This window comes from Sphingomonas sorbitolis (assembly GCF_036663875.1).
Lineage (GTDB): Bacteria > Pseudomonadota > Alphaproteobacteria > Sphingomonadales > Sphingomonadaceae > Sphingomonas.
The window spans coordinates 498,174-517,349 of sequence record NZ_JAXOJS010000002.1 but is presented as its reverse complement, the minus strand read 5'-3'; the positions used below and the strand labels follow the sequence as shown (position 1 = coordinate 517,349).

18 protein-coding genes are annotated in these 19,176 nt (G+C 64.6%); 15 read left to right on the top strand and 3 right to left on the bottom strand.

The window, feature by feature from the left end:
* Positions 1–250: 250 nt before the first annotated feature.
* Positions 251–1,714 (bottom strand): pyruvate kinase, encoded by a 1,464-nt coding sequence (pyk, locus tag U1763_RS07725; protein ID WP_132736082.1) that lies wholly within the window; start codon positions 1,712–1,714, stop codon positions 251–253.
* 92 nt (positions 1,715–1,806) lie between these two features.
* Here pyk and U1763_RS07720 point away from each other — a divergent pair, with 92 nt between their 5' ends.
* Entirely contained in the window at positions 1,807–2,121 is a 315-nt protein-coding gene (locus tag U1763_RS07720) for a DUF1244 domain-containing protein (RefSeq protein WP_332754750.1), read from the top strand.
* A gap of 167 nt (positions 2,122–2,288) precedes the next feature.
* Positions 2,289–2,531: a DUF2312 domain-containing protein gene (locus U1763_RS07715; RefSeq protein ID WP_197942503.1), complete on the top strand. Its 243-nt coding sequence runs from the start codon at positions 2,289–2,291 to the stop codon at positions 2,529–2,531.
* Between the two features lie 161 nt (positions 2,532–2,692).
* On the opposite strand, the gene U1763_RS07710 is transcribed toward U1763_RS07715, so the two are convergent.
* Both U1763_RS07710 and U1763_RS07705 read right to left on the bottom strand, forming a co-directional pair.
* A complete protein-coding gene (locus U1763_RS07710; RefSeq protein ID WP_332754749.1) occupies positions 2,693–2,983 on the bottom strand; it encodes a GIY-YIG nuclease family protein in 291 nt (96 codons plus the stop codon).
* A 177-nt stretch (positions 2,984–3,160) separates the two neighbouring features.
* Positions 3,161–4,624, bottom strand: a complete 1,464-nt coding sequence (locus U1763_RS07705; RefSeq protein ID WP_056051716.1) for a helicase HerA domain-containing protein — start codon at positions 4,622–4,624, stop codon at positions 3,161–3,163.
* Between the two features lie 112 nt (positions 4,625–4,736).
* On the opposite strand from U1763_RS07705, the gene U1763_RS07700 reads away from it, so the two are divergent.
* The 13 genes from U1763_RS07700 to U1763_RS07640 all read left to right on the top strand — a co-directional run bounded on the left by U1763_RS07700 (position 4,737) and on the right by U1763_RS07640 (position 19,149).
* A complete protein-coding gene (locus U1763_RS07700) occupies positions 4,737–5,279 on the top strand; it encodes a DUF1003 domain-containing protein (RefSeq protein WP_132736074.1) in 543 nt (180 codons plus the stop codon).
* A 29-nt stretch (positions 5,280–5,308) separates the two neighbouring features.
* Positions 5,309–6,052, top strand: coding sequence for a YebC/PmpR family DNA-binding transcriptional regulator (locus U1763_RS07695; RefSeq protein WP_056477859.1), 744 nt, complete (start codon positions 5,309–5,311; stop codon positions 6,050–6,052).
* 180 nt (positions 6,053–6,232) lie between these two features.
* Positions 6,233–6,739, top strand: coding sequence for a crossover junction endodeoxyribonuclease RuvC (gene ruvC / locus U1763_RS07690; RefSeq protein ID WP_132736071.1), 507 nt, complete (start codon positions 6,233–6,235; stop codon positions 6,737–6,739).
* Positions 6,740–6,787: 48 nt separating this feature from the next.
* Positions 6,788–6,967 (top strand): hypothetical protein, encoded by a 180-nt coding sequence (locus tag U1763_RS07685; protein WP_332754748.1) that lies wholly within the window; start codon positions 6,788–6,790, stop codon positions 6,965–6,967.
* 271 nt (positions 6,968–7,238) lie between these two features.
* Positions 7,239–10,853: a glycosyltransferase gene (locus tag U1763_RS07680; RefSeq protein WP_332754747.1), complete on the top strand. Its 3,615-nt coding sequence runs from the start codon at positions 7,239–7,241 to the stop codon at positions 10,851–10,853.
* 13 nt (positions 10,854–10,866) lie between these two features.
* Entirely contained in the window at positions 10,867–11,517 is a 651-nt protein-coding gene (locus U1763_RS07675) for a class I SAM-dependent methyltransferase (RefSeq protein WP_132895460.1), read from the top strand.
* A 38-nt stretch (positions 11,518–11,555) separates the two neighbouring features.
* Positions 11,556–12,542: a hypothetical protein gene (locus U1763_RS07670; RefSeq protein WP_132736060.1), complete on the top strand. Its 987-nt coding sequence runs from the start codon at positions 11,556–11,558 to the stop codon at positions 12,540–12,542.
* Between the two features lie 114 nt (positions 12,543–12,656).
* Positions 12,657–13,469, top strand: coding sequence for a polysaccharide pyruvyl transferase family protein (locus tag U1763_RS07665; RefSeq protein ID WP_332754746.1), 813 nt, complete (start codon positions 12,657–12,659; stop codon positions 13,467–13,469).
* A 37-nt stretch (positions 13,470–13,506) separates the two neighbouring features.
* The gene (locus U1763_RS07660; RefSeq protein WP_332754745.1) at positions 13,507–14,997 is read left to right on the top strand and encodes a BNR repeat-containing protein; all 1,491 of its coding nucleotides are present in this window, start codon (positions 13,507–13,509) and stop codon (positions 14,995–14,997) included.
* 102 nt (positions 14,998–15,099) lie between these two features.
* Positions 15,100–16,263, top strand: coding sequence for a polysaccharide pyruvyl transferase family protein (locus U1763_RS07655; protein WP_332754744.1), 1,164 nt, complete (start codon positions 15,100–15,102; stop codon positions 16,261–16,263).
* Complete coding sequence (locus U1763_RS07650) at positions 16,260–17,930, top strand: AMP-binding protein (RefSeq protein WP_332754743.1); 1,671 nt, start codon at positions 16,260–16,262, stop codon at positions 17,928–17,930. Before U1763_RS07655 ends, U1763_RS07650 begins: the two co-directional genes overlap by 4 nt.
* Entirely contained in the window at positions 17,927–18,196 is a 270-nt protein-coding gene (locus tag U1763_RS07645; protein ID WP_332754742.1) for an acyl carrier protein, read from the top strand. The genes U1763_RS07650 and U1763_RS07645 overlap by 4 nt, the downstream gene beginning before the upstream one ends.
* Positions 18,193–19,149 (top strand): alginate O-acetyltransferase AlgX-related protein, encoded by a 957-nt coding sequence (locus U1763_RS07640; RefSeq protein ID WP_332754741.1) that lies wholly within the window; start codon positions 18,193–18,195, stop codon positions 19,147–19,149. The genes U1763_RS07645 and U1763_RS07640 overlap by 4 nt, the downstream gene beginning before the upstream one ends.
* Positions 19,150–19,176 lie beyond the last annotated feature (27 nt).

Genomic DNA, 19,176 nt, shown 5'->3' with positions numbered 1-19,176 from the left:
ACGGGGGAGGGGTGGCGTTCGTTGGTGCTCCAGCCTGAATGTAGTGCTGGTGCGAGGCGGGATGCGGTCTACACCAGGGCCGTCCCCCCGGGGATGCGGGGGCTCAGCTAAGTACCGTAGCGCTCGGTACCCTGGACCCCCGCCTTCGCGGGGGAACAGGTGGGGCGGGGCCCGCTTTCCCCATCAACGGGCTGCATCTGCATAGCCGCGACCGGCAAGCCGCGCCTGCCGCCGGTTCAAGCCCCCAAACTCAAACCTGCGAATGATGCCCCTTCAGCTCGTCCCCGACGATCCGCACCACATGCAGCACATTCGTCGACCCAGGCGTCCGGAACGGCACGCCAGCAAGCACGATCACGCGGTCGCCAGCCTTGGCCATCCCGTGCCGCAGCGCCATCCGCTTCGACTTGGCCACCATGTCCTCGAACGACTCGACGTCGCGCGTGTGCACCGCATGCGTCCCCCACAGCAGCCCAAGCCGCCGCGCGGTCTCCTGGCTCGGCGTCAGCACCAGCAGCGGCACCGACGGCCGCTCGCGCGCGATCCGGCGGGCGGTCGAGCCCGACGTTGTGAAACAGATGATCGCCACCGCCGATACCGTCGCGGCGATGTTCTTCGCGGCCTCGGCCAGCGCGTCCGCGGTCGTCGGATCGGGCTTCATCACCGTGAAGTGCATGCGGTCGCCGTGCTCGGGATCCGCCTCGACCGACACGCCGATCGCATCCATCATCGCCACCGATTCGACCGGCCAAGCGCCCGCCGCGCTCTCCGCCGACAGCATGATCGCGTCGGCGCCGTCATACACCGCGGTCGCGACGTCGGACACTTCCGCGCGCGTCGGCGAGGGCGAAGTGATCATCGATTCAAGCATCTGCGTCGCCACGACGACGGGGCGGCCCATCCGGCGCGAGACCTCGACGATGCGCTTCTGCAGCGGCGGCACCTGCTGCGGCGGCAGTTCGACGCCGAGATCGCCGCGCGCGACCATCACGCCATCACACGCCTCGACGATCTCCTCCAGCCGCTCGATCGCCGCCGGCTTCTCGATTTTCGCCATCAGCGCCGCCTTGCCGCCGATCAACTTCCGCGCTTCCCAGAGATCCTCCGGGCGCTGGACGAACGACAGCGCGATCCAGTCGACGCCCTGGTCGACCGCGAAATCGAGATCGCTGCGATCCTTCTCGGTCAGCGCGGCCATCGGCAGCACGACGTCGGGGACGTTCAGCCCCTTGCTGTTCGACAGCGCACCGCCGACTTCGACGCGGGTCGTGATCTGACGCGGGCTGTGCGACACGACGCGCAGCACCAGCTTGCCGTCGTCGAGCAACAGGCGTGCGCCCGGCTCGATCGCCGCGAAGATCTCGTCGTGCGGCAGTTCGACGCGCGTCGCGTCACCCGGCGTGGGATCGCGGTCGAGCACGAAGGTCGCGCCGGTTTCGAGCACGGTCCGTCCGCCATCGAACTTGCCGACGCGCAGCTTTGGCCCCTGCAGATCGGCGAGGATCGTCGAAGGGCGACCATATTCCTTCTCCAGCGTGCGAATCGCCTGGATCACCGCGATCTTCGACTGCTGGTCGCCGTGGCTCATGTTGATGCGGAAGGCGTCGGCGCCGGTGCGGAACAGCGTTGCGATCATCTCTGGCGTGCTGCTGGCAGGGCCGAGCGTCGCGAGAATGCGGACTTTCCGCGAACGGGGGGCGATGGCCATGGTCATGCGGTGCGTCTTCCTCGGCGTTTCCTGGGGGAGGTCTTTGCCGCGACGGGCCTTAAACCCTATCTCCGTACGATCAACCACGGAGCATACGAATGAATCCCGATCGCCTCGATACTTTGGACGATGCCGTAGCGGCGAAAGCCTTCCGCCGCCTGATCCGCCACCTTCGCCACCGCGAGGACGCGCAGAATGTCGACCTGATGGGGCTCGCCGGTTTTTGCCGCAACTGCCTGTCGGACTGGGTCGAGGAAGCGGGCGGCCTGTCGAAGGACGAAGCGCGCGAGACGGTGTACGGAATGCCCTATGCGGAGTGGAAGGCGCACCATCAGCGCGATGCGAGCCCTGAGCAGCTCGAACGGATGAAGGCGAGCGTCGCGAAGAACGCGCCGTTCGATTCAGGCGATTGAGCCAAGCACGGTAAACGCCTAGACGCCGTCCCGCACCAGCAGCGGCATGATTCACGACGTCGTGAGACGGCGGTCACCGGTGCGGGCTTGTATCTCGATTGGCTTTGGGCTGGCGCGTGGCGCTGGCGAGTGGGGAATTTTCGATGTCTGACGAACGGCAACACGGCATGGGCGGCGGCGCGGTCGCAGCGGACGAACTGCGCCTGCTGATCGAGCGCGCCGAGCGTCTCGAAGAAGAGAAGAAGGGTATCTCGGACGACATCAAGGACGTGATGGCTGAGGCCAAGGGCCGCGGGTACGACCCCAAGGCGATCCGCAAGATCCTGTCGATCCGGAAGAAGAAGAAGGAAGAATATCAGGAGGAGGAGGCGATCCTCGAGGTGTATCTCCAGGCGTTGGGGATGATCTGAGGTTCGTCTGATTGCCGTCATCCCAGCGAAAGCTGGGATATTCCGCGGCGAGGAGCGTTTCCAAACTACGCAGCGCTGGTTGTTTGACCGGCCGCGTTCCTCCTCGCCGCAGGAGATCCCAGCGTTCGCTGGGATGACGGTTTATGGGTTAGGTGACCGCTTCAATGAAGCTGGTCGTAAAGGTCCGCCCACTCAGGATTGATCGTCGCGATCAATTCGTCCTTCCACGACCGTTTCCAAGCCTTCAGCATCTTCTCCCTAGCGATCGCGTCCTGGATCGTTCCATGCTGCTCGGCGAACACCAGAATCTTCAAACCATACCGCCGGCAATAGGCGGACCCGGTATCGATCCGATGTTGGTGAACGCGCGAAGCCAGATACGCGGTGACGCCGATGTACAGCATGCCGTACGGCTTGTTCGCCATTATGTAGACCCAACCGCCATGCGCCATGTCGAGCCTCCAGCCCCCCTCCGTCATCCCAGCGAAAGCTGGGATCTCCTGCGGCGAGGAGGAACGCGCCCGCCTAACAGCCCGTATTGTGTGGGACGGGCGCACTCCTCGCCGCGGAATATCCCAGCTTTCGCTGGGACGACGGGGGAGTCAATCTAATGACGCGCGAGCGAGACCTTATGCCGCTTCCGCCGGCAACGTCGTCCACCCCAGCCCGGGTATCGTGATCGAGCGTTTACCGGCCAGATCAGTCCGGCACACGATCAACTCCCGGCTCTCGATATAGCCGATCAGACGCTTCACTCGGCCTAGCGAACTCGTGCCGTACGTCGCTGCGATCCGCGCGTCCGACGGGCAGGGTTCGCCCTCGCGCGCAGCCCGCGCCACCAGCAGGAACGCCCCCAGCATGTCGTCCGGCAGGCCGCTCGCCACGTCCAGCGCCGCCGTCCAGGCTTCATCGGTCATGTCGAATATCCCCGCACGCGCGCAACTCAGACGCCGCACGAAACCCGGCAAATCGAGCGGCGGCTTAGCCAGCCCCCCCATCCGACACCGCACCTGGAAATCCTGGAACAGCACCGACGGCGGACGCAACGTCGACTCCGGATCCTCGACGATCGCGCGGAAGACGTCGGCGTAGACCGCCTCGACCTCGTCGTCGGTCTTCTCCGGCGGCGGCGGCGCGGCGGTACGCGGCTCGGGCGGGCGGGCGATGCCGTCGAGCAGTTCCTCCGCCGGCACGCGACGCGGCCGCGAATCGAACATCAGGCCGAGTTCGGGCGCGTCGACCACCGGCTCGGACAGCAAATCCTGCAAGTCCATCGGCGCAGCGCTCGGCAACGGCGTCAACTTGGGGCTGCCGCTCCGCGCGGACGTCGCGACGTCGCCGATCTTCACCGTGATCGGCCGCCGCGATACCGCCGGCCCGAGCGCCATGAACGTGCCCCGCTGGAGATCGCGAATCGCCTCCGCCTGCCGCCGCTCCATCCCGAGCAGGTCGGCCGCGCGCGCCATGTCGATGTCGAGGAAGGTGCGACCCATCAGGAAGTTCGACGCCTCCGCCGCGACGTTCTTCGCAAGCTTCGCCAGACGTTGCGTCGCAATCACCCCGGCAAGCCCGCGCTTACGCCCGCGGCACATCAGGTTGGTCATCGCCGCGAGCGACGCACGGCGTACCTCTTCCGAAACCTCACCGCCGGTGACGGGCGCGAACATCTGCGCTTCGTCGACCACCACCAGCACCGGATACCAATGCTCTCGTGGCGCATCGAACAGCGCGGACAGGAACGACGCGGCGCACCGCATCTGCCCCTCGACCTCGAGCCCTTCGAGGCTCAGCACGGCCGACGTCCGGTGTTCGCGCAACCGCGTGGCGATCCGCGAAATCTCGCGTTCGCTATAGTCGCCCGCCTCGATCACGACATGGCCGTGCGGCCCGGCAAGCGTCACGAAATCGCCCTCCGGATCGATCACGATCTGCTGGACATGCCCCGCCGATCGCTCGAGCAGCCGGCGCAGCAGATGCGATTTCCCCGAGCCCGAATTGCCCTGCACCAACAGGCGGGTGGCGAGTAGTTCCTCCAGGTCGACGCCGACGGCAGTACCATTGCCGTCGGTGCCCATATTCACGCTAACCGTCATGCCGCGCGTTTGGCAGGTGCGGGCGTGTGGGAGCAAGGAGTCTTTGCGGCTTGCGTCGCAAGCGGGGCTTTGCGCGCTGGCATAATCCGCATTCCGGGCTAGGCCTTTGAGGATGGCCACACACTCCCCGCTCGCCGATCTCTCGCAACGTCTTCTCGGCAAGGCGCCGGGCGAGCTCGACGATGAGGAGCGCCGCGTCCTTGCGGGGATCGAGGCGGGCACGGTCGTCAGCCGCGACGCTGGCGACGTCTCCGACGAACGCTCGAGCTATGGCGAGCGGCTGGCGGACAAGGTCGCGGCGGTTGGCGGGTCGTGGGGCTTCATCATCGTCTTTGCCGTCATCCTGTTCGGCTGGATGATCCTCAATTCGGACATCCTCGGCCATTTCGGGATGGCGTTCGATCCGTATCCCTACATCTTTCTCAACCTTATGCTGTCGACCGTGGCGGCGATCCAGGCGCCCGTCATCATGATGAGCCAGAACCGGCAATCGGCGAAGGATCGCTTGGCCGCGAGCCTCGACTACGAGACCAATCTGCGCGCCGAACTCGACATCCTGCGCGTGCATCACAAGATCGACCATCTGGTGCTGGACCGTCTCGACGCGATCGAGCGGAAAATCGACGGTCTGGCGAAATCCGCGCCTGACGCCTAAGAGCGGGGCCATCAGCTAAAGAGGCACCGATGGCAGGCCATTCCAAATACAAGAATATCATGTACCGCAAGGGCGCGCAGGACAAGAAGCGCTCGTCGGCGTTCAGCAAGCTCAGCCGGGAAATCACGGTCGCGGCCAAGATGGGCCTGCCCGACGTCGACATGAACCCGCGCCTGCGCGCGGCGGTGAACGCGGCCAAGGCGGCGTCGCTGCCGAAGGAGAACATCCAGCGCTCGATCGACAAGGCGAGCCGCGGCGATGCCGAGAATTACGAAGAGATCCGCTACGAGGGCTTCGGTCCCGGCGGCGTGTCGCTGATCATCGAGGCGCTGACCGACAACCGCAACCGCACCGCGACCAACGTGCGCGTCGCGGTCGGCAAGAACGGCGGCAATCTGGGCGCGGGCGGTTCGGTCAGCCACGCGTTCGACCGCGTCGGGCTTATCTCGTATCCGGCGAGTGCTGGCGACGCCGACACGGTGTTCGAAGCGGCGCTCGAAGCGGGCGCCGAGGACGTCACGTCGAGCGAGGACGGCCATGAGGTCTGGACCGCGCAGGGCGACCTACACGAGGTGGCCAAGGCGCTGGAAGCCAAGCTCGGCGAGGCCGAAGGCGCAAAGCTCGCCTGGCGCCCGCAGGTCATGGTTGCGGTCGGTGCGGACGATGCGGCGACGCTGTTCAAGCTGATCGACGCGCTCGACGACGACGATGACGTGCAGACCGTGTGGGGCAATTACGAAATCTCCGACGAGATCATGGAGTCGCTGGGTTGAGATGAAGACTGGTTCACGCGAAGGCGCAAAGGCGCGAAGAGCTTCGCGTGGGCTAGTGATCCGCGAAGGCGGAATGTCTGTTCGGTGGTCAAGATCACTGATGAGGGTGCCGCTGACGCGGCACACCTGTCGAGTATGCGACACCTTCGCGCCTTTGCGCCTTCGCGTGAATCAATCTTCATGATCATTCTAGGGCTAGACCCCGGCCTCGGCACCACAGGCTGGGGAGTCATTCGGGCCGATGGCAACCGCCTGAGCCATATCGCCAACGGCCAGATCAAGACCGATCCGTCGATGGCGCTCCCCCGCCGCCTGACCGCGCTGTACAACGCGCTGATCGACGTCATCCGCACCGAGCGCCCCGACGGCGCCGCGGTGGAGGAGGTGCTCGGCAACACCAACGCGCAGTCGACGCTGAAACTGGGCCAGGCCCGCGGCGTCGTATTGCTCGCCGCGGCGGGGGCCGGGCTCCATATCGGCGAATACCACCCCTCGACCGTCAAGAAGGGCGTCGTCGGCACCGGCGGCGCGGACAAGAAACAGATCCAGGCGATGATGGCCGTCCTGCTGCCGGGCGCCAAGCTCGCGGGGCCCGACGCCGCGGATGCGCTCGCCGTGGCGATCACGCACGCGCATCATGTCGCCAGCGCGGCGGCACTATCGCGACGAACAGGCATGGGTGCCTGATCCCGACGGGAGAAATCCCGCTTCAAGCTTCCCCGGTTAAGGTCATCGATGCGCCGCCCGTCCAGACGGGCGGCGTTGCGTTATGGCGCGTCGGTGATGGCTGGCGGTATCGAGGTCGCTTCGATCCCCACGCTAAATAGTGATCTCGATCCTATTTCCCGCGACGATCTCCAATACAATTATGGCTTCAAGCATTGTCTGGCAATATCCAGCGATCTTAATCGCTAAAGTCGGAATACCAGTTCCGGTAGGTCGCCAATTGTAAGAAATGCTTTCCCCGAAAGGTAAAGATGCAGGATTCGTTTGTATTGCTAATGCCGGGCAGGCGTGACCAAGTGGCATAAATCTGAGAAGATCTGCGGGGCATTTGATTCGCCAAACACGTACGTTGCGTCGTGTAGATACTCATCGCGAAAGAGCGCCGTTTCCTATGACGTATAATCTTTTGCAGAATCCGACGTTTACGGATCATGATCCTGCAGTATCGGCCCGCCGGAACATGGGGCAGTTCTGTCAGAACTGGTTCGTCGAATACGGCGCAGCTGCAGCTGGCGACACGGGGCCGGCAAAGGCCTCGCCGAAGACGCAGGGGGTGAGGCTCCACATCCGTTCGGCACTGAGCTGGGTCCGGCTGTGGCAGCCGATCGAGTTGACGGGGGTCGAACGGGGGCGCCGCGCCGTGGTACGGCTGCGGGCAAGTGCCGCCAGTGATGCCGAAGCCGGGCTCGATCTCGAATGGATCGCGCTGCTCAAGGCCAATGCGCAGGGCAAACGGATCTTTGCCAAAAAGCTTTCGACGCAGCAGCGTTCGATCGAGGGCGATGCCCGGGACTATGAGCTGGAGATGCCGATGAGCGATCTCGTATCCGGCACCCCGTATTTCTTCGCCATGCAGTTTTCGAGCGGCCCCGGCACCGTGGAACTCGAATCGGTCGATTTTACCAGTCATGCGGCAACGGCTTCAGCCTCTGCGGCAACGGCCTCGGCCTCGGCCTCGGCGGCGTCGACGAAGCGATACACCGTTCTTCAGGCGGCCCCGTCGGAGATCGCGCTCGCGGCTGGTCCGGCGCATCCGGTTGTGGCGCAGTCGGGTAAGGGCGGGACCCGCGCGGACGATTTGGCACCCCGGTCCGGTCCGGCGCGCAATGGTGCGGCGGCGATCGACCCGGTCAAGGCGACCGGCGCACATACGCGCGCAAAGCGCCCGTCCGGAGAGGTGGTCGGGTTGCGCGGCGACCGTCTGGTCGGCTGGGCCGAATTGCCCGAGGTCGATGCCGAAGTCCTGCTGTTCGTCGATGGCCGATTGGTCGGTTCGGCGATACCGGACGCGTCCGTCGATGCGCTGGCCGAGGACGTCGCCAAGGTCGCCACGCATGGTTTTGCCGTACCCCTGCCGACCTTGCTGCTCGATGGCGCCGATCACCAAGTCAGTCTGCGCGCGTCGACCGGCGAGCGGCTGGGTGCGGGGACCAAACGCATGACGCTGGCCGGCGCGCGGGGAACGGGGGCCGCAGCGAAGTCGGCGATCGAGGCGAAATCGGCACTCGTGGTCGACGCGTCGGATGCGGTGCCGGAGCACTCGCCGGTGGTCGGCGGTGATCCCGGCAAGAGCGCTACCGCGGTTGCCGCCACGCGCCGCGTCGCGGTCGTGTCGTGGGATATGGCGCACAATCCGGTCGGGCGAGCGTTCCTGCTGGCGGACATGGCATCGCGCAACAGCGTCGTCGAACTCGTCGGGCCGATGTTCCCGATGTACGGCGCGACGATCTGGCCGCCGATCGCCGCCGCGACGATGACGATGCACGCCTATCCCGCGGGCAGCTTCGCCGAGTTCGTCGCGGGTGCGCGCGCGATCGCCGCGCGCGTCAAATGTGATGTCGTCCATGTCGGCAAGGCGCGTTTCTCGAGCCTGTTCATCGGCGCAATGATCAAGCAGGCCAATGCGTGCCCGATGATCGTCGACGTCGACGATCACGAGCTCGGTTTCTTCCCCAATCGCGACCCCGCCAGCCTCGACGATCTGATCGCCGCGATCACCGAAGACCCGCGGATCCTCGACAAGCCTTATGGCGAGATCTTCACGCGATTCGCCGAAGGGCTGATCGCCGAATGCGATGGCGTGACCGTCTCAAACTACGCCTTGCAGGAGCGGTTCGGCGGTATCGTCGTCCGCCATGGCCGCGACGAACGCGTGTTCGATCCCGCCTTGTACGATCGACAGAAGGTCCGTGCCGAATTCGGCTACACCGACGCGGATCGGGTGATCCTGTTCCTCGGGACGCCGCGACCGCACAAGGGCGTGTTCGAGATCGCCGACGCACTCGAGGAGCTTGCCGACGACACGCTTGCGCTGTGTGTGATCGGAACGGTCACCGACAAGCGCACGTCGAGCCGGTTTGCCAAATACAAGAAGGCGCGGATCGGGCTGCACGGCGATCAGCCTTGGGCCCGGCTCGCGGAACTGGTGTCGATTGCCGATGCGGTGTTCCTGTTGCAGGATCCGACATCGGCGATATCGGGCTACCAGATTCCCGCCAAGCTGACCGATGCGATGGCGCTCGGCGTGCCGGTATACGCGACGCCGGTGCCGCCGCTGCGCGATCTGATTGCGGCGGGGGCGATCATCGCGGTCCACGATGCCGCGCAACTCAAGGACGAACTGCGCAAGATCAGCGCGCAGGGCATTGCGCCGGCGACCAAGCAGCGCGTCCGCGATCATTATCTGACCGAACTCAGCTATAGCGTGAATTCGGCGAGGCTGGATCTGGCGTTCGAGGCTGCACGCACGGTATCCAGGCCGATAATACCGGCGTTCGACGCGCTGTTCGCGGCGGTCGAGCAGGTGTCGGGCGAGCCGCTGCCGCGCTTTGCCAAGGGGTGGGCCGGTCCGGCGATCTGGCAGAATCGCAAACCCGATGTCGTCTTCCTGTGGAAGCAGAACGATTCGGACATCTACGGTCGCCGGTCGGATATGATGGCGCGGTATCTGCTCAAATCGGGAGCGGTGAACCAGGTCCTCCATTTCGATTCGCCAATCAGCGCGACCGATCTCGACAAGCAGGCCAAGCACGGCGCGGAGGCGACCGCGCACCAGGGAAACTTGGTGTACGTCAACACCATCCGACGCGTGCTGCGTCAGGCGGATACGACGAACCTGTTGCGACGGACGTTCCTGTTCCGCGCCGAGACGTCGCCGCAACGCTATCTCGGCACCGATCTGCCGCCGCGCGATGGGTATGAGGATTTCATCCGATCGGAGCTGCGCGCGGCCAATATCGGCGACTCGCCGGTGTTGTGGGTGTGCCCGGTGGTATTCGATTATACGATGGTCAAATCGGTCGTGAACCCGGGCTGTATCGTCGCCGACGTGATCGACGACCAGCGCCGATTCCCCAGCCGCGAACCGCATCGGACGCGTGTCCATGCTGCGTATGACGAGATCTTGCGCGATGCCGATCTCGTCCTCGCCAATTGCGAACCGGTACGCGAAGGGTTCGCGGCGATCCGCGAGGATATCCGCGTCATCCCGAACGGCGCGGAGATGTTCGATCTGTCGCATAGCTGGGCGGTGCCGGAGGATCTCGCGCATCTGCCCCGGCCGATCCTCGGCTATGTCGGCAATCTGCGCGACCGGGTCGATCTGGAGCTGATCGGCAAGGTCGCCGACGCTTTCCCCGGCGGCAGCGTGGTGCTGATCGGGTCGGCGCATGATCGGCCCGACGTGCTCGCACTCGGCGCGCGTCCGAACATCCATATCCTCGGGGTGAAACCCTATGAGGATGCGACGCGGTATATCCGCGCGTTCGACGTCGCGATGGTGCCGCACCTGCGCAACGAACTCAGCGAGAGCATGAACCCGCTGAAGCTCTACGTCTATTTCGCGCTGAACGTCCCGATCGTGACGACCGACGTCGCCAATATCGGCGACATCGGCCCCTATGCGACGATCGCCGCGGATCACGACTCGTTCCTCGCCGCGATCACGCGCGTGGTGGCCGGCAAGCAAAAGGCGCCAACGACGGTGCAGCGCAAGAAGGTATTGAGTTCGGTGTCCTGGACGTCGCGGGTCGACGACGTCCTTGATGTTCTGGGCCTGGCACAGCGGCCGACGTGACGGGGGATCGATCATGACCGTGAGCTGCAATATCTGCAACGGGACGACGTTCGTCCCAGCGCAGAACAACCGGCTGAGCCGGTCGCGCAAACCGCCGCAATGCGGCACGTGCCGGTCGCTCGAACGGCACCGTATCGCCCGCGCGGTCATCGATAAATTGCAGCTGCGCGAGACGTTCGCGCATCTTCCGTTGCTGCTATGGGGCGAGCCGAGTGGCATTCCCAAGCCCTGGTTCAAATCCGTCGAGCTGTTCGGGATCGAGCATGCCGATGCAGGGCTGCCCGCGCGCCAGAGCAACAGCCTTGGGTTCATCGTTGCGGCGAATGTGCTCCACCGTGTCCCCGCGCACCGCAAGACGCTGGCCGAGCTGGTCCGCGTGATGACCGCCGACGGCTTGATGCTGTTATCCTATCCGAACCCGACGACGCGCGAAAAGACCGAGGATTGGGGCCGGGCCGATGCCGCGCGTGGCGGCGCTTACCGCGTCCTGGGGCGCGATTTTGAAGCGGAGTTCGCACAGCTCGTTCCGGACGCGATCGTCCTGCGGATCGAGGAAGCGGACCCGGTCACCGGCGATGCGGACTGGCTGTACCTGTTGTCGAAGAGTCCGTTCTGGATGCGCAGGGCATTCAGTGCGGAAATCGATGCAAGAATCCTGGACTGAACGATGTTTCGGCGCAGTACAAAAGGACGGCCCCTACGATGAATTCCTATAACCTAGCCGGCAATACGTGGTGGCCACCGGGCCAGGACGCGGCCGACGAGTATATGCAGTATGCAACCGCGTTCGATCGCGATCGGTGTCTGCGCCAGTATGACGACGTCGTCGGCAGCGCGGCGGCGAGCTATGTCGGCAATAGCGCGGGCGGCCCGATCGCCGCTTTCCTACGCAAGGCGATCGCCGCGAAGAGGCCCGCGTCGCTGATCCGGCTCGGCGACGCCGACGGCAACGTGTTGTTCTCGGGGCTCGATATCTACCCGCATTTGACCACGTATAATCTTACCAAGATTTCGCGGATCTACTTCGGCTCGAATACCTTGATGGTCGAGCATAAGCAGTTCTTCCTCGACACGGTCATGGAGGGGATCGCGGAAGCCGATCTCATCGGTGGTCCCGAGCGCGGGACGATCGACAAGAGCTTTTCTACGGACCTTCCGGATCTCGACGTCCGCGGCATGTGCGGCATGCGCGGCGTGTATAATTATCTGGCGGATGCCACCGATCTCGCCAAGCTGTCGGAGAAGATCTGGGCAAGCACCTGGTTCAGCCGGTCGTTGCTGCCGCATTATTTCAATATCCTGCATAAACAGCCGTATCTGGGCTTCGTCACGTGTTACCCGGACCTCGAGCGGGTGTTTCGCGAAAAGGCCGAAGTGGCGCGGACGGAGACGATCCTGGTGCCGATGCAGGCGTCGATCGCCAAGGTTCACAAGGACATCCGGCATTATCCCGACGCCTATCCGGACATCCTGGAACAGCTCCGACCGCCGTTCGAGGGCGCGGTATACATCGTCGCGGCAGGCATTCTGTCGAAGGCCTATTGTACGGCGATCAAGCGTCGCGGCGGGATCGCCATCGATGTCGGCAGCGTCGCCGACGTCTGGATGGGCACCAAATCCAGGCCGGACATGCCCAAGGACATGGTCGCGAAATGGCAGCTCGTCGCCAACAGCCCCGTCCCATCCTGATCAAGAATATTGGAGTTCACCGTGGACGATTCATGCGCCAGAGATTTCGAACGAAAAAATGGTCATCTCGCGGATTTATTTCGCCGACACCGTAACAAGACGATCAAATATTTCATGAATCCGGGTAACGCCGGGGACTCGCTGATCGCTGCGGCGACCTATCAGCTGTTCGACCATTATAATATCGACGTCGAGATCCTGTCGTCGGTCGCCGAGGCCAAGGCCCTGCGGAACGAAACGGTCCTGTTGGCGGGCGGGGGCAATCTGGTCCCGCTCTACCACGGCATGTCGGCGCTGATCCGCGCGCTTCAGCCAGGCAATAACCGCATCATCGTGCTGCCGCACTCGGTCCGTGGGAACGAGGAGCTGTTGCAGTCGCTGGCGCCCGCAACGACGATCTATTGCCGTGAGCTGCCGACCCACCAGCACGTCCTTGCGCATGCACCGTCGATCGAGGCGGAATTGTCGCACGATCTGGCGCTGTTCCTCGATACCGACAAGCTTTACGACGACATGGAGAGCGACGCAGAGATCCATGACTTGTTCCGCGAGATGCTGCTCGAACGCGCGAAGCTCACGCCCGAGGCGATCGACGGCAAGAAGATGTCGTGCATGCGGCACGGCGTCGAGAAGACGTTTATCCCGCGGGCACCCAATTTCGATATCTCGATCGTGTTCCAGATCGGGGTGAAACCGCGCGAAGCCAATCGAGGAGCGTGGATGCTGCTCGAATTCACCCGTCTCGCGTCCGAGATCACCACCAACCGGCTGCATGTCGGCGTGGCCTCCGCGCTGTCGGGAACCACGACACACCTGCACGACAACAGCTACGGCAAGGTGTCGAGCATCTACACGCACAGCATGCAGAAGGATTTCCCCAATGTGAGTTTCAACGGGGAGATGATGGCGGACTATGTCTTTGCCTGAGGCCGGCGCCTTTGCTCGCGCGCGATGCGACCGTCTAGTGAACCGCTTCTCAGCGGCGTGGCTCGGATGCCCGGCCCGATCATACGCGGTCGAGCGCGGCCGTATAGGCCTTGGCCTATGGTCCACGATCGCCGTGCTGGCGGGGTGCCAGGCACCCGACCTCGCTGCGCAACCCGTAGCGGGCGAACCGCGCTGTTCGCAGCTCGGTGCCGACGCGCGGCGGGGTGGCGGGGCGATCGAACTCGACCGGGTATGGACCGGGGTGGGGACCGCGATCGGCGCGGCAGCCACCGCGCGTGGGCAAATCTTCGCGGCCTATTTCGACGCCGACCGCTGGGCCACCGTCACGCGCTTCGATCCGTTGCGGCGCGTATCCTGTTCGATACGCCTGCCGTCCCGGTTCTCTGGCTGGGACGCGCACAACAGCCTCGCGGTCGCGATCGCCCCCGACGATACGGTGCACGTCGTCGGCAACATGCATGCGTCGCCGTTGTTCTATGCGCGCGGCACCGTCGGTGATGTCGGCAGCATCCGCCCGGCATCGATGATCGGCCGCGACGAACTGCGCGCGACCTATCCGCGGTTCCTGCATGACGGCAACGGCAACCTCGTCTTCATGTACCGCACCGGCGGCTCGGGAAACGGCAGCTGGTTGCTCAACAGGTGGCAGGACGGGCGATGGCAGCGGATCGGGTCGATCTTTGCCGATCACGACCGAAAGGGTCCGGTCAGTGCGTATCCGAGCACTTTCAGGACCGGCGCGGACGGCTATGTCCATGTCGCGGTCGTGTGGCGGCGAACGCCCGACGTCGCGTCGAATTTTGCGGTATCCTACGCACGAACCAAAAATTTCCAAACCTGGTTCACGGCGAACGGCCGTCCGATTGCGGCACCGCTGAGCCCCGATACGATGGATTTGGTCGAGAACGTCGGTGAGGATGCCGGGCTCGTCAACCGGCTCGACCTCGCGCTTGCAGCCGATGGCGCGCCGGTGATCCTGTATCCGCGCTATGCCGAGACGAAGGGCAAGGTCCGCTATGACGCCGCGAACGGACCCGCGATCGTGGCGGCACGTCCGGGCCGGGGCGGGTGGCGCATCCGCGAGATCGCGACGTCGCGAACCCCGTCGATCGTCGCGGGGAAGGGCGCGTTGCCCAATCTGCCGGCGGTATGGATCCTCGACCAGCAGCCGAAGTCCGCGCGGGTCCGCATTGCGTTTGCCGGTCGGGATCGACGACGTGTGCAGCTCGACCTGCAGACGCTCGCGACGGTACCCGATGCAGGAGACGCCGGCAGTGCGAGGCCGAACGCCGTGGCCTCTCCCGCGTTTCCCAAAGGGATGGAGGACGTCTCGACGCGCCAGGTGATCGTCCTCGAAAACGGGGTCGATGGCCAGAAGGTCGGCACGCTCAGATGGTTTGCCCAGGTCGCGCATGGCGACAAGCCTCGATCCTGTTCGAGAACCGCACCCGTCGCATGCGACCCACCCGCCGCGCCCTTGCTGTGGAGCGCCGGGAAGACCCCATAAAGTTAGGGCGGCAGACCGCTGGCGCCAATTTCGCGTATCCGGCGCCGGCGCGTGTGCATGTACGCGTGACCGCAGGCTTCGACCTCGCTGTGAAAGATTACCATGACTGTCTCGAAGACTCGTCGCCGTGTCGCGATTTTGCCGAACCTGTCGATCCGGCAACTGGGCGACGCGGGCCGTATCCCGACCGCCGACGCTGCGACGCTGACCGAGGCGCTTGGCGGCAATTCGGGTAATGTCGCCTATGTCGACGGGCTGGTCGCGTCGTTGGCCGCCTCGCACATGATTACGTGGAGTACGCCCCCCGAAATCGTCCGCGCTCACGCTGATATTCTCGTTGTGGCGTGTGCCAACCAGCTTGGTGATCATGTCGATCTGTCGGGCTGGGCAGCACGTCTCGCGGCGTTCGGGTTGCCCGTCCTGCTGGTTGGTCTTGGTGCGCAGGCGCCGGGTATTGGCGCGACTCTCGCGTTGAAGGACGGCACCCGCGCTGCGTTGGACGTCGTCGCGGCCGCCGCCGGCGCGGCACCCGCCATGCTCGTCCGCGGCGCGTATACGGCCGAGATCCTGGCTCGCAACGGCTATGCCTCGACGATCATCGGCTGTCCGTCGCTGTTCCTGTCGCCGATGAGAGACCTGGGCGGGCGGATCGCGGCGCGGGTCGCCGCAGGGCTCGGGACGCGACCGGCGATCGCGGCCGGGCACCATCACCATGCCGACATGGCGCCCGAACACCGCCTGATCGTCGCGGCGGATCGTCACGATGGTTGCTATATCGTTCAGCATCCCGAGACGATGATCGCGCTGGCCCGGTCGGACCTTGCCGATACCCAAAGCGTCGATTTCGCGCTGCTCGCACAGCGGTTGCTGCCCGGTCTCGACGGTGCGCAGGTTGTGGAGTGGGGGCGTCGGCGTGCCTTCGTCTTTACCGACAGCCAGACCTGGATGAGCTTTCTGCGGCGCTATGATTATGCGATCGGACCGCGGTTTCACGGCGTGGCGCTCGCCATCCAGGCCGAGCGACCGGGAGTCGTCCTGCATGTCGACAGTCGCACGCGCGAAATGGCCGAGACGATGGCGATACCGTCGCGATCTTTCGATGACGATCCGGTATCCGACCTGCGCGAGGTCGTCGCGACCGCCTGGACCGCCGACGCGGGGGCAGCGTTCGACACGCGCCGCGCCGCGCTCGCGAAGACGTTCCGCACCGCGTTGCAGGCGCATGACATCGCCGTCAGCGCGCGGCTGTCGGCCCTGTGCGGATGACGCGGCGGCCCAGCGAACCCGCCGGGCTGCTCGCGAGTTTCATCGCGCGCTGCAATGCCGCACCATCGAAGGTGCAGTTCGTCCTCGCGCGTGCCGGCGGAAACGCGGTCGTGACGCACGCGATGCTGTGGGACGGAGGGCAGCGATACGCGCACCTCTATAGGGGCACCGGCGCGGCGCCCGGCACCGTGGTACTGATCGCGCTTCGATCGTCACCCGACCTGCTCTACGCGTTCGTAGGCGCGATCCTGGCCGGCTGTGTTCCGGCGATGATGCCGTTGCCGTCTATCAAGCAGGATCCGGCGCGGTTCTGGGACAGCCATACCCAGTTGTTCCGGCATATCGGCGGCGGCATTCTGGTCACCGATACGATCAACGCCGCGACCTTCGCCGACGCGCTAGCAGCAGACCTGCTGGCGATCGTCACCACGGTGGACGCAGTGCCCGACGACGGCGATCCGATCGCGTGGGACTGGCATCCGGACGCGGTCTGTTGTCTGCAGCATAGTTCGGGCACGACCGGGCTGAAGAAGGGCGTGACGCTGACATCTCGCGCCATCAGCCACCATATCGCGAGCTATGCCGCGGCGATCGGCCTAACCAGCGACGACGTGATCTGTTCGTGGCTGCCGCTGTATCACGACATGGGTTTCGTCACGACGTTGCTGATGCCGCTACTGACCGGCGTGCGCGCGGTGATCGTCGATCCGTTCGACTGGCTGTCAAACCCGCTTTCGCTGTTCGATCTGGTCGCCGATCACGACGGCACGTTGGTCTGGCTGCCCAATTTTGCGTTCGACCACTTGACGAATGCTGCGGTAGACAGCCGGCGGGTCGATCTTTCGCGGGTCCGTGCTTTCATTAATTGTTCCGAACCGTGCAAGCCGGCCAGCGTCGACCGATTCATTGCGGCATTCGGTCGGTGGGGCGTATCGGCCGCGCAGGTGCATGCGTGTTACGCAATGGCGGAAACGGTGTTCGCCGTCACACAGACGCGACTGGGCGTACCAGCACGCCGATACTCGGTCTCGGCCGATGGCTTGCGACGCCATCGGCTGGATGTCGTCGGAGACGATCGCATCAGCCTGTGCAGCGCTGGGCCGCCGATCGACGGCATCGAAGTCCGGATCGATGGGGCGGACGCGATCGGCGAAATCCTGGTGCGTGGTGATTTTGTCTTCACGGGCTATTACCGGCAGGACTCGTCTGCGAGCTTCAGCACCGGCTGGTTCCGGACAGGCGATCTCGGATTCCTCCACGAGGGTGAGGTGTACGTGCTCGGCCGCAAGACCGATCGGATCATCCTGCTCGGGAAGAATTTCTATGCGCACGAGATCGAGCAGGTGCTGAACGAAGTCGTCGGCGTAAAGGCGGGGCGCGCGGTCGCGTTCGGGCTGTTCGCAGACACGATCGGCAGTGAAACCTGCCATGTCGTCGTCGAGCGCAGCGGCCCCGTCGAAGATGGCGGGGCGATCGAAGATGGCGGGGCAATCGAAGATTCTGCACTTCGCCGGGCGGTGAAGATTCAACTCCTTGATTTGCTGGGTCTGGTTCCGAAGACGATCTCGATAGTCGCGCCGGGCTGGCTGATAAAGTCGACGTCGGGGAAGATCAGTCGTACCGAAAACATTGTAAAATATCTTGCGGGTCGACACACTGAGATATGAACCAGGACGATGTTTGCGCGCGAATATTTGCGATCGTCGCCAAGACCTTCGGCGTCGATGCGGCAGCTGTCGACGTGGCGACCACCGCCGACGATGTCGATGGCTGGGATTCGCTGGCGCACGCCACGCTGTTGATCCGGATCGAGAAGCACTTCAACATCGATCTCGGACCTGACGGCAGCGGCGCGCAGGATCTCGGCGCGTTGATCGCCCTGGTCCGGCGTCGGCGCGATGACGGAGCGCGTGAAAGCCGGGCGGGCTCATGAGCATCGCCGGCGACACGCGCGCCCGGCTGGCGGCAGACGTCGTCCAGGGCGCTGACGGGTATCTGTTCCACCGCGACCATGAGGCGATCGACCAGATCACCGGCGCGCTGCCGCTCGGCCCCCGCGAGATTGCGGTGTGGCGCGACAGCATCGAGACGCGCGCGGCGTGGTGCAAGGCGAACGACATCGCGTTCCGGATGATGATCATTCCGGAAAAGCACGTCGTCTATGCCGACAAGCTGCCACCCGGTTTCGCGCTATCCGACAACCGCCCTGCAGTGCAGATCCTGGACAGTCTCGATCCCGAGACGCGCGCGCTGTGCTCCTATCCGTTGCAGCCGTTGATCGACGCGCGCGCCCTCCGCGAAACCTATCTGAAGACCGACACGCACTGGACCTTCTACGCGGGGTTCCTGGCGTATGACCTGCTAATGGATAGCCTGGCTGAGTCGGTGTCGCTGCCGATCCGGATCGCCGAGACCGATCTGCGCTTCGCCGACCGGACGCATATCGGCGATCTCGGTGTGCGGCTCGAACCCGAACAGGACGAAATCGCCACCACCGTCGATCACCGGATCGCGCGACCATTCCAGCGGGTGTTCGAGAACAGGATTTTCGCGCGCGGCGCGGTGTCGATCTACGAGAGCAGCGATCAAGGCCTGCCTCGCTGCGTGCTGTTCCGCGATTCGTTCGCGAACTACATCATCCCGCATCTGATCCCGACCTTTTCGCGACTGGTGGTGATGAGTTCGGACAGCCTCCAATATGACCTGCTGCGCTCCGAACGGCCCGAGGTCGTCATCGTCACGATCATCGAGCGGTTCCTGGGCATGCTCGACGGTGATGGCAGGCGGCATCTGCCCGACGATCTGGCCGGACCGGGGCTCGCCGAACTGACAGGCGCGAGCGCCGCCGACCTGAAGGCCTATACGGGGTTCGATCGGCTCCCGTAGGCGGCCGCGAATTTTGAGAGGATGACG

Bases quoted from the DNA above. Each gene is read 5' to 3' on its own strand.
- U1763_RS07640 (WP_332754741.1), top strand. From the start codon at position 18,193: ATGAGCATCGCCGGCGACACGCGCGCCCGGCTGGCGGCAGACGTCGTC.
- U1763_RS07645 (WP_332754742.1), top strand. From the start codon at position 17,927: ATGAACCAGGACGATGTTTGCGCGCGAATATTTGCGATCGTCGCCAAG.
- U1763_RS07650 (WP_332754743.1), top strand. From the start codon at position 16,260: ATGACGCGGCGGCCCAGCGAACCCGCCGGGCTGCTCGCGAGTTTCATC.
- U1763_RS07665 (WP_332754746.1), top strand. From the start codon at position 12,657: ATGAATCCGGGTAACGCCGGGGACTCGCTGATCGCTGCGGCGACCTAT.
- U1763_RS07685 (WP_332754748.1), top strand. From the start codon at position 6,788: ATGCGCCGCCCGTCCAGACGGGCGGCGTTGCGTTATGGCGCGTCGGTG.
- U1763_RS07695 (WP_056477859.1), top strand. From the start codon at position 5,309: ATGGCAGGCCATTCCAAATACAAGAATATCATGTACCGCAAGGGCGCG.
- U1763_RS07720 (WP_332754750.1), top strand. From the start codon at position 1,807: ATGAATCCCGATCGCCTCGATACTTTGGACGATGCCGTAGCGGCGAAA.
- U1763_RS07655 (WP_332754744.1), top strand. From the start codon at position 15,100: ATGACTGTCTCGAAGACTCGTCGCCGTGTCGCGATTTTGCCGAACCTG.
- pyk (WP_132736082.1), bottom strand. From the start codon at position 1,714: ATGACCATGGCCATCGCCCCCCGTTCGCGGAAAGTCCGCATTCTCGCG.
- U1763_RS07670 (WP_132736060.1), top strand. From the start codon at position 11,556: ATGAATTCCTATAACCTAGCCGGCAATACGTGGTGGCCACCGGGCCAG.
- U1763_RS07705 (WP_056051716.1), bottom strand. From the start codon at position 4,624: ATGACGGTTAGCGTGAATATGGGCACCGACGGCAATGGTACTGCCGTC.
- ruvC (WP_132736071.1), top strand. From the start codon at position 6,233: ATGATCATTCTAGGGCTAGACCCCGGCCTCGGCACCACAGGCTGGGGA.
- U1763_RS07710 (WP_332754749.1), bottom strand. From the start codon at position 2,983: ATGGCGCATGGCGGTTGGGTCTACATAATGGCGAACAAGCCGTACGGC.
- U1763_RS07680 (WP_332754747.1), top strand. From the start codon at position 7,239: ATGGGGCAGTTCTGTCAGAACTGGTTCGTCGAATACGGCGCAGCTGCA.
- U1763_RS07675 (WP_132895460.1), top strand. From the start codon at position 10,867: ATGACCGTGAGCTGCAATATCTGCAACGGGACGACGTTCGTCCCAGCG.
- U1763_RS07700 (WP_132736074.1), top strand. From the start codon at position 4,737: ATGGCCACACACTCCCCGCTCGCCGATCTCTCGCAACGTCTTCTCGGC.
- U1763_RS07715 (WP_197942503.1), top strand. From the start codon at position 2,289: ATGGGCGGCGGCGCGGTCGCAGCGGACGAACTGCGCCTGCTGATCGAG.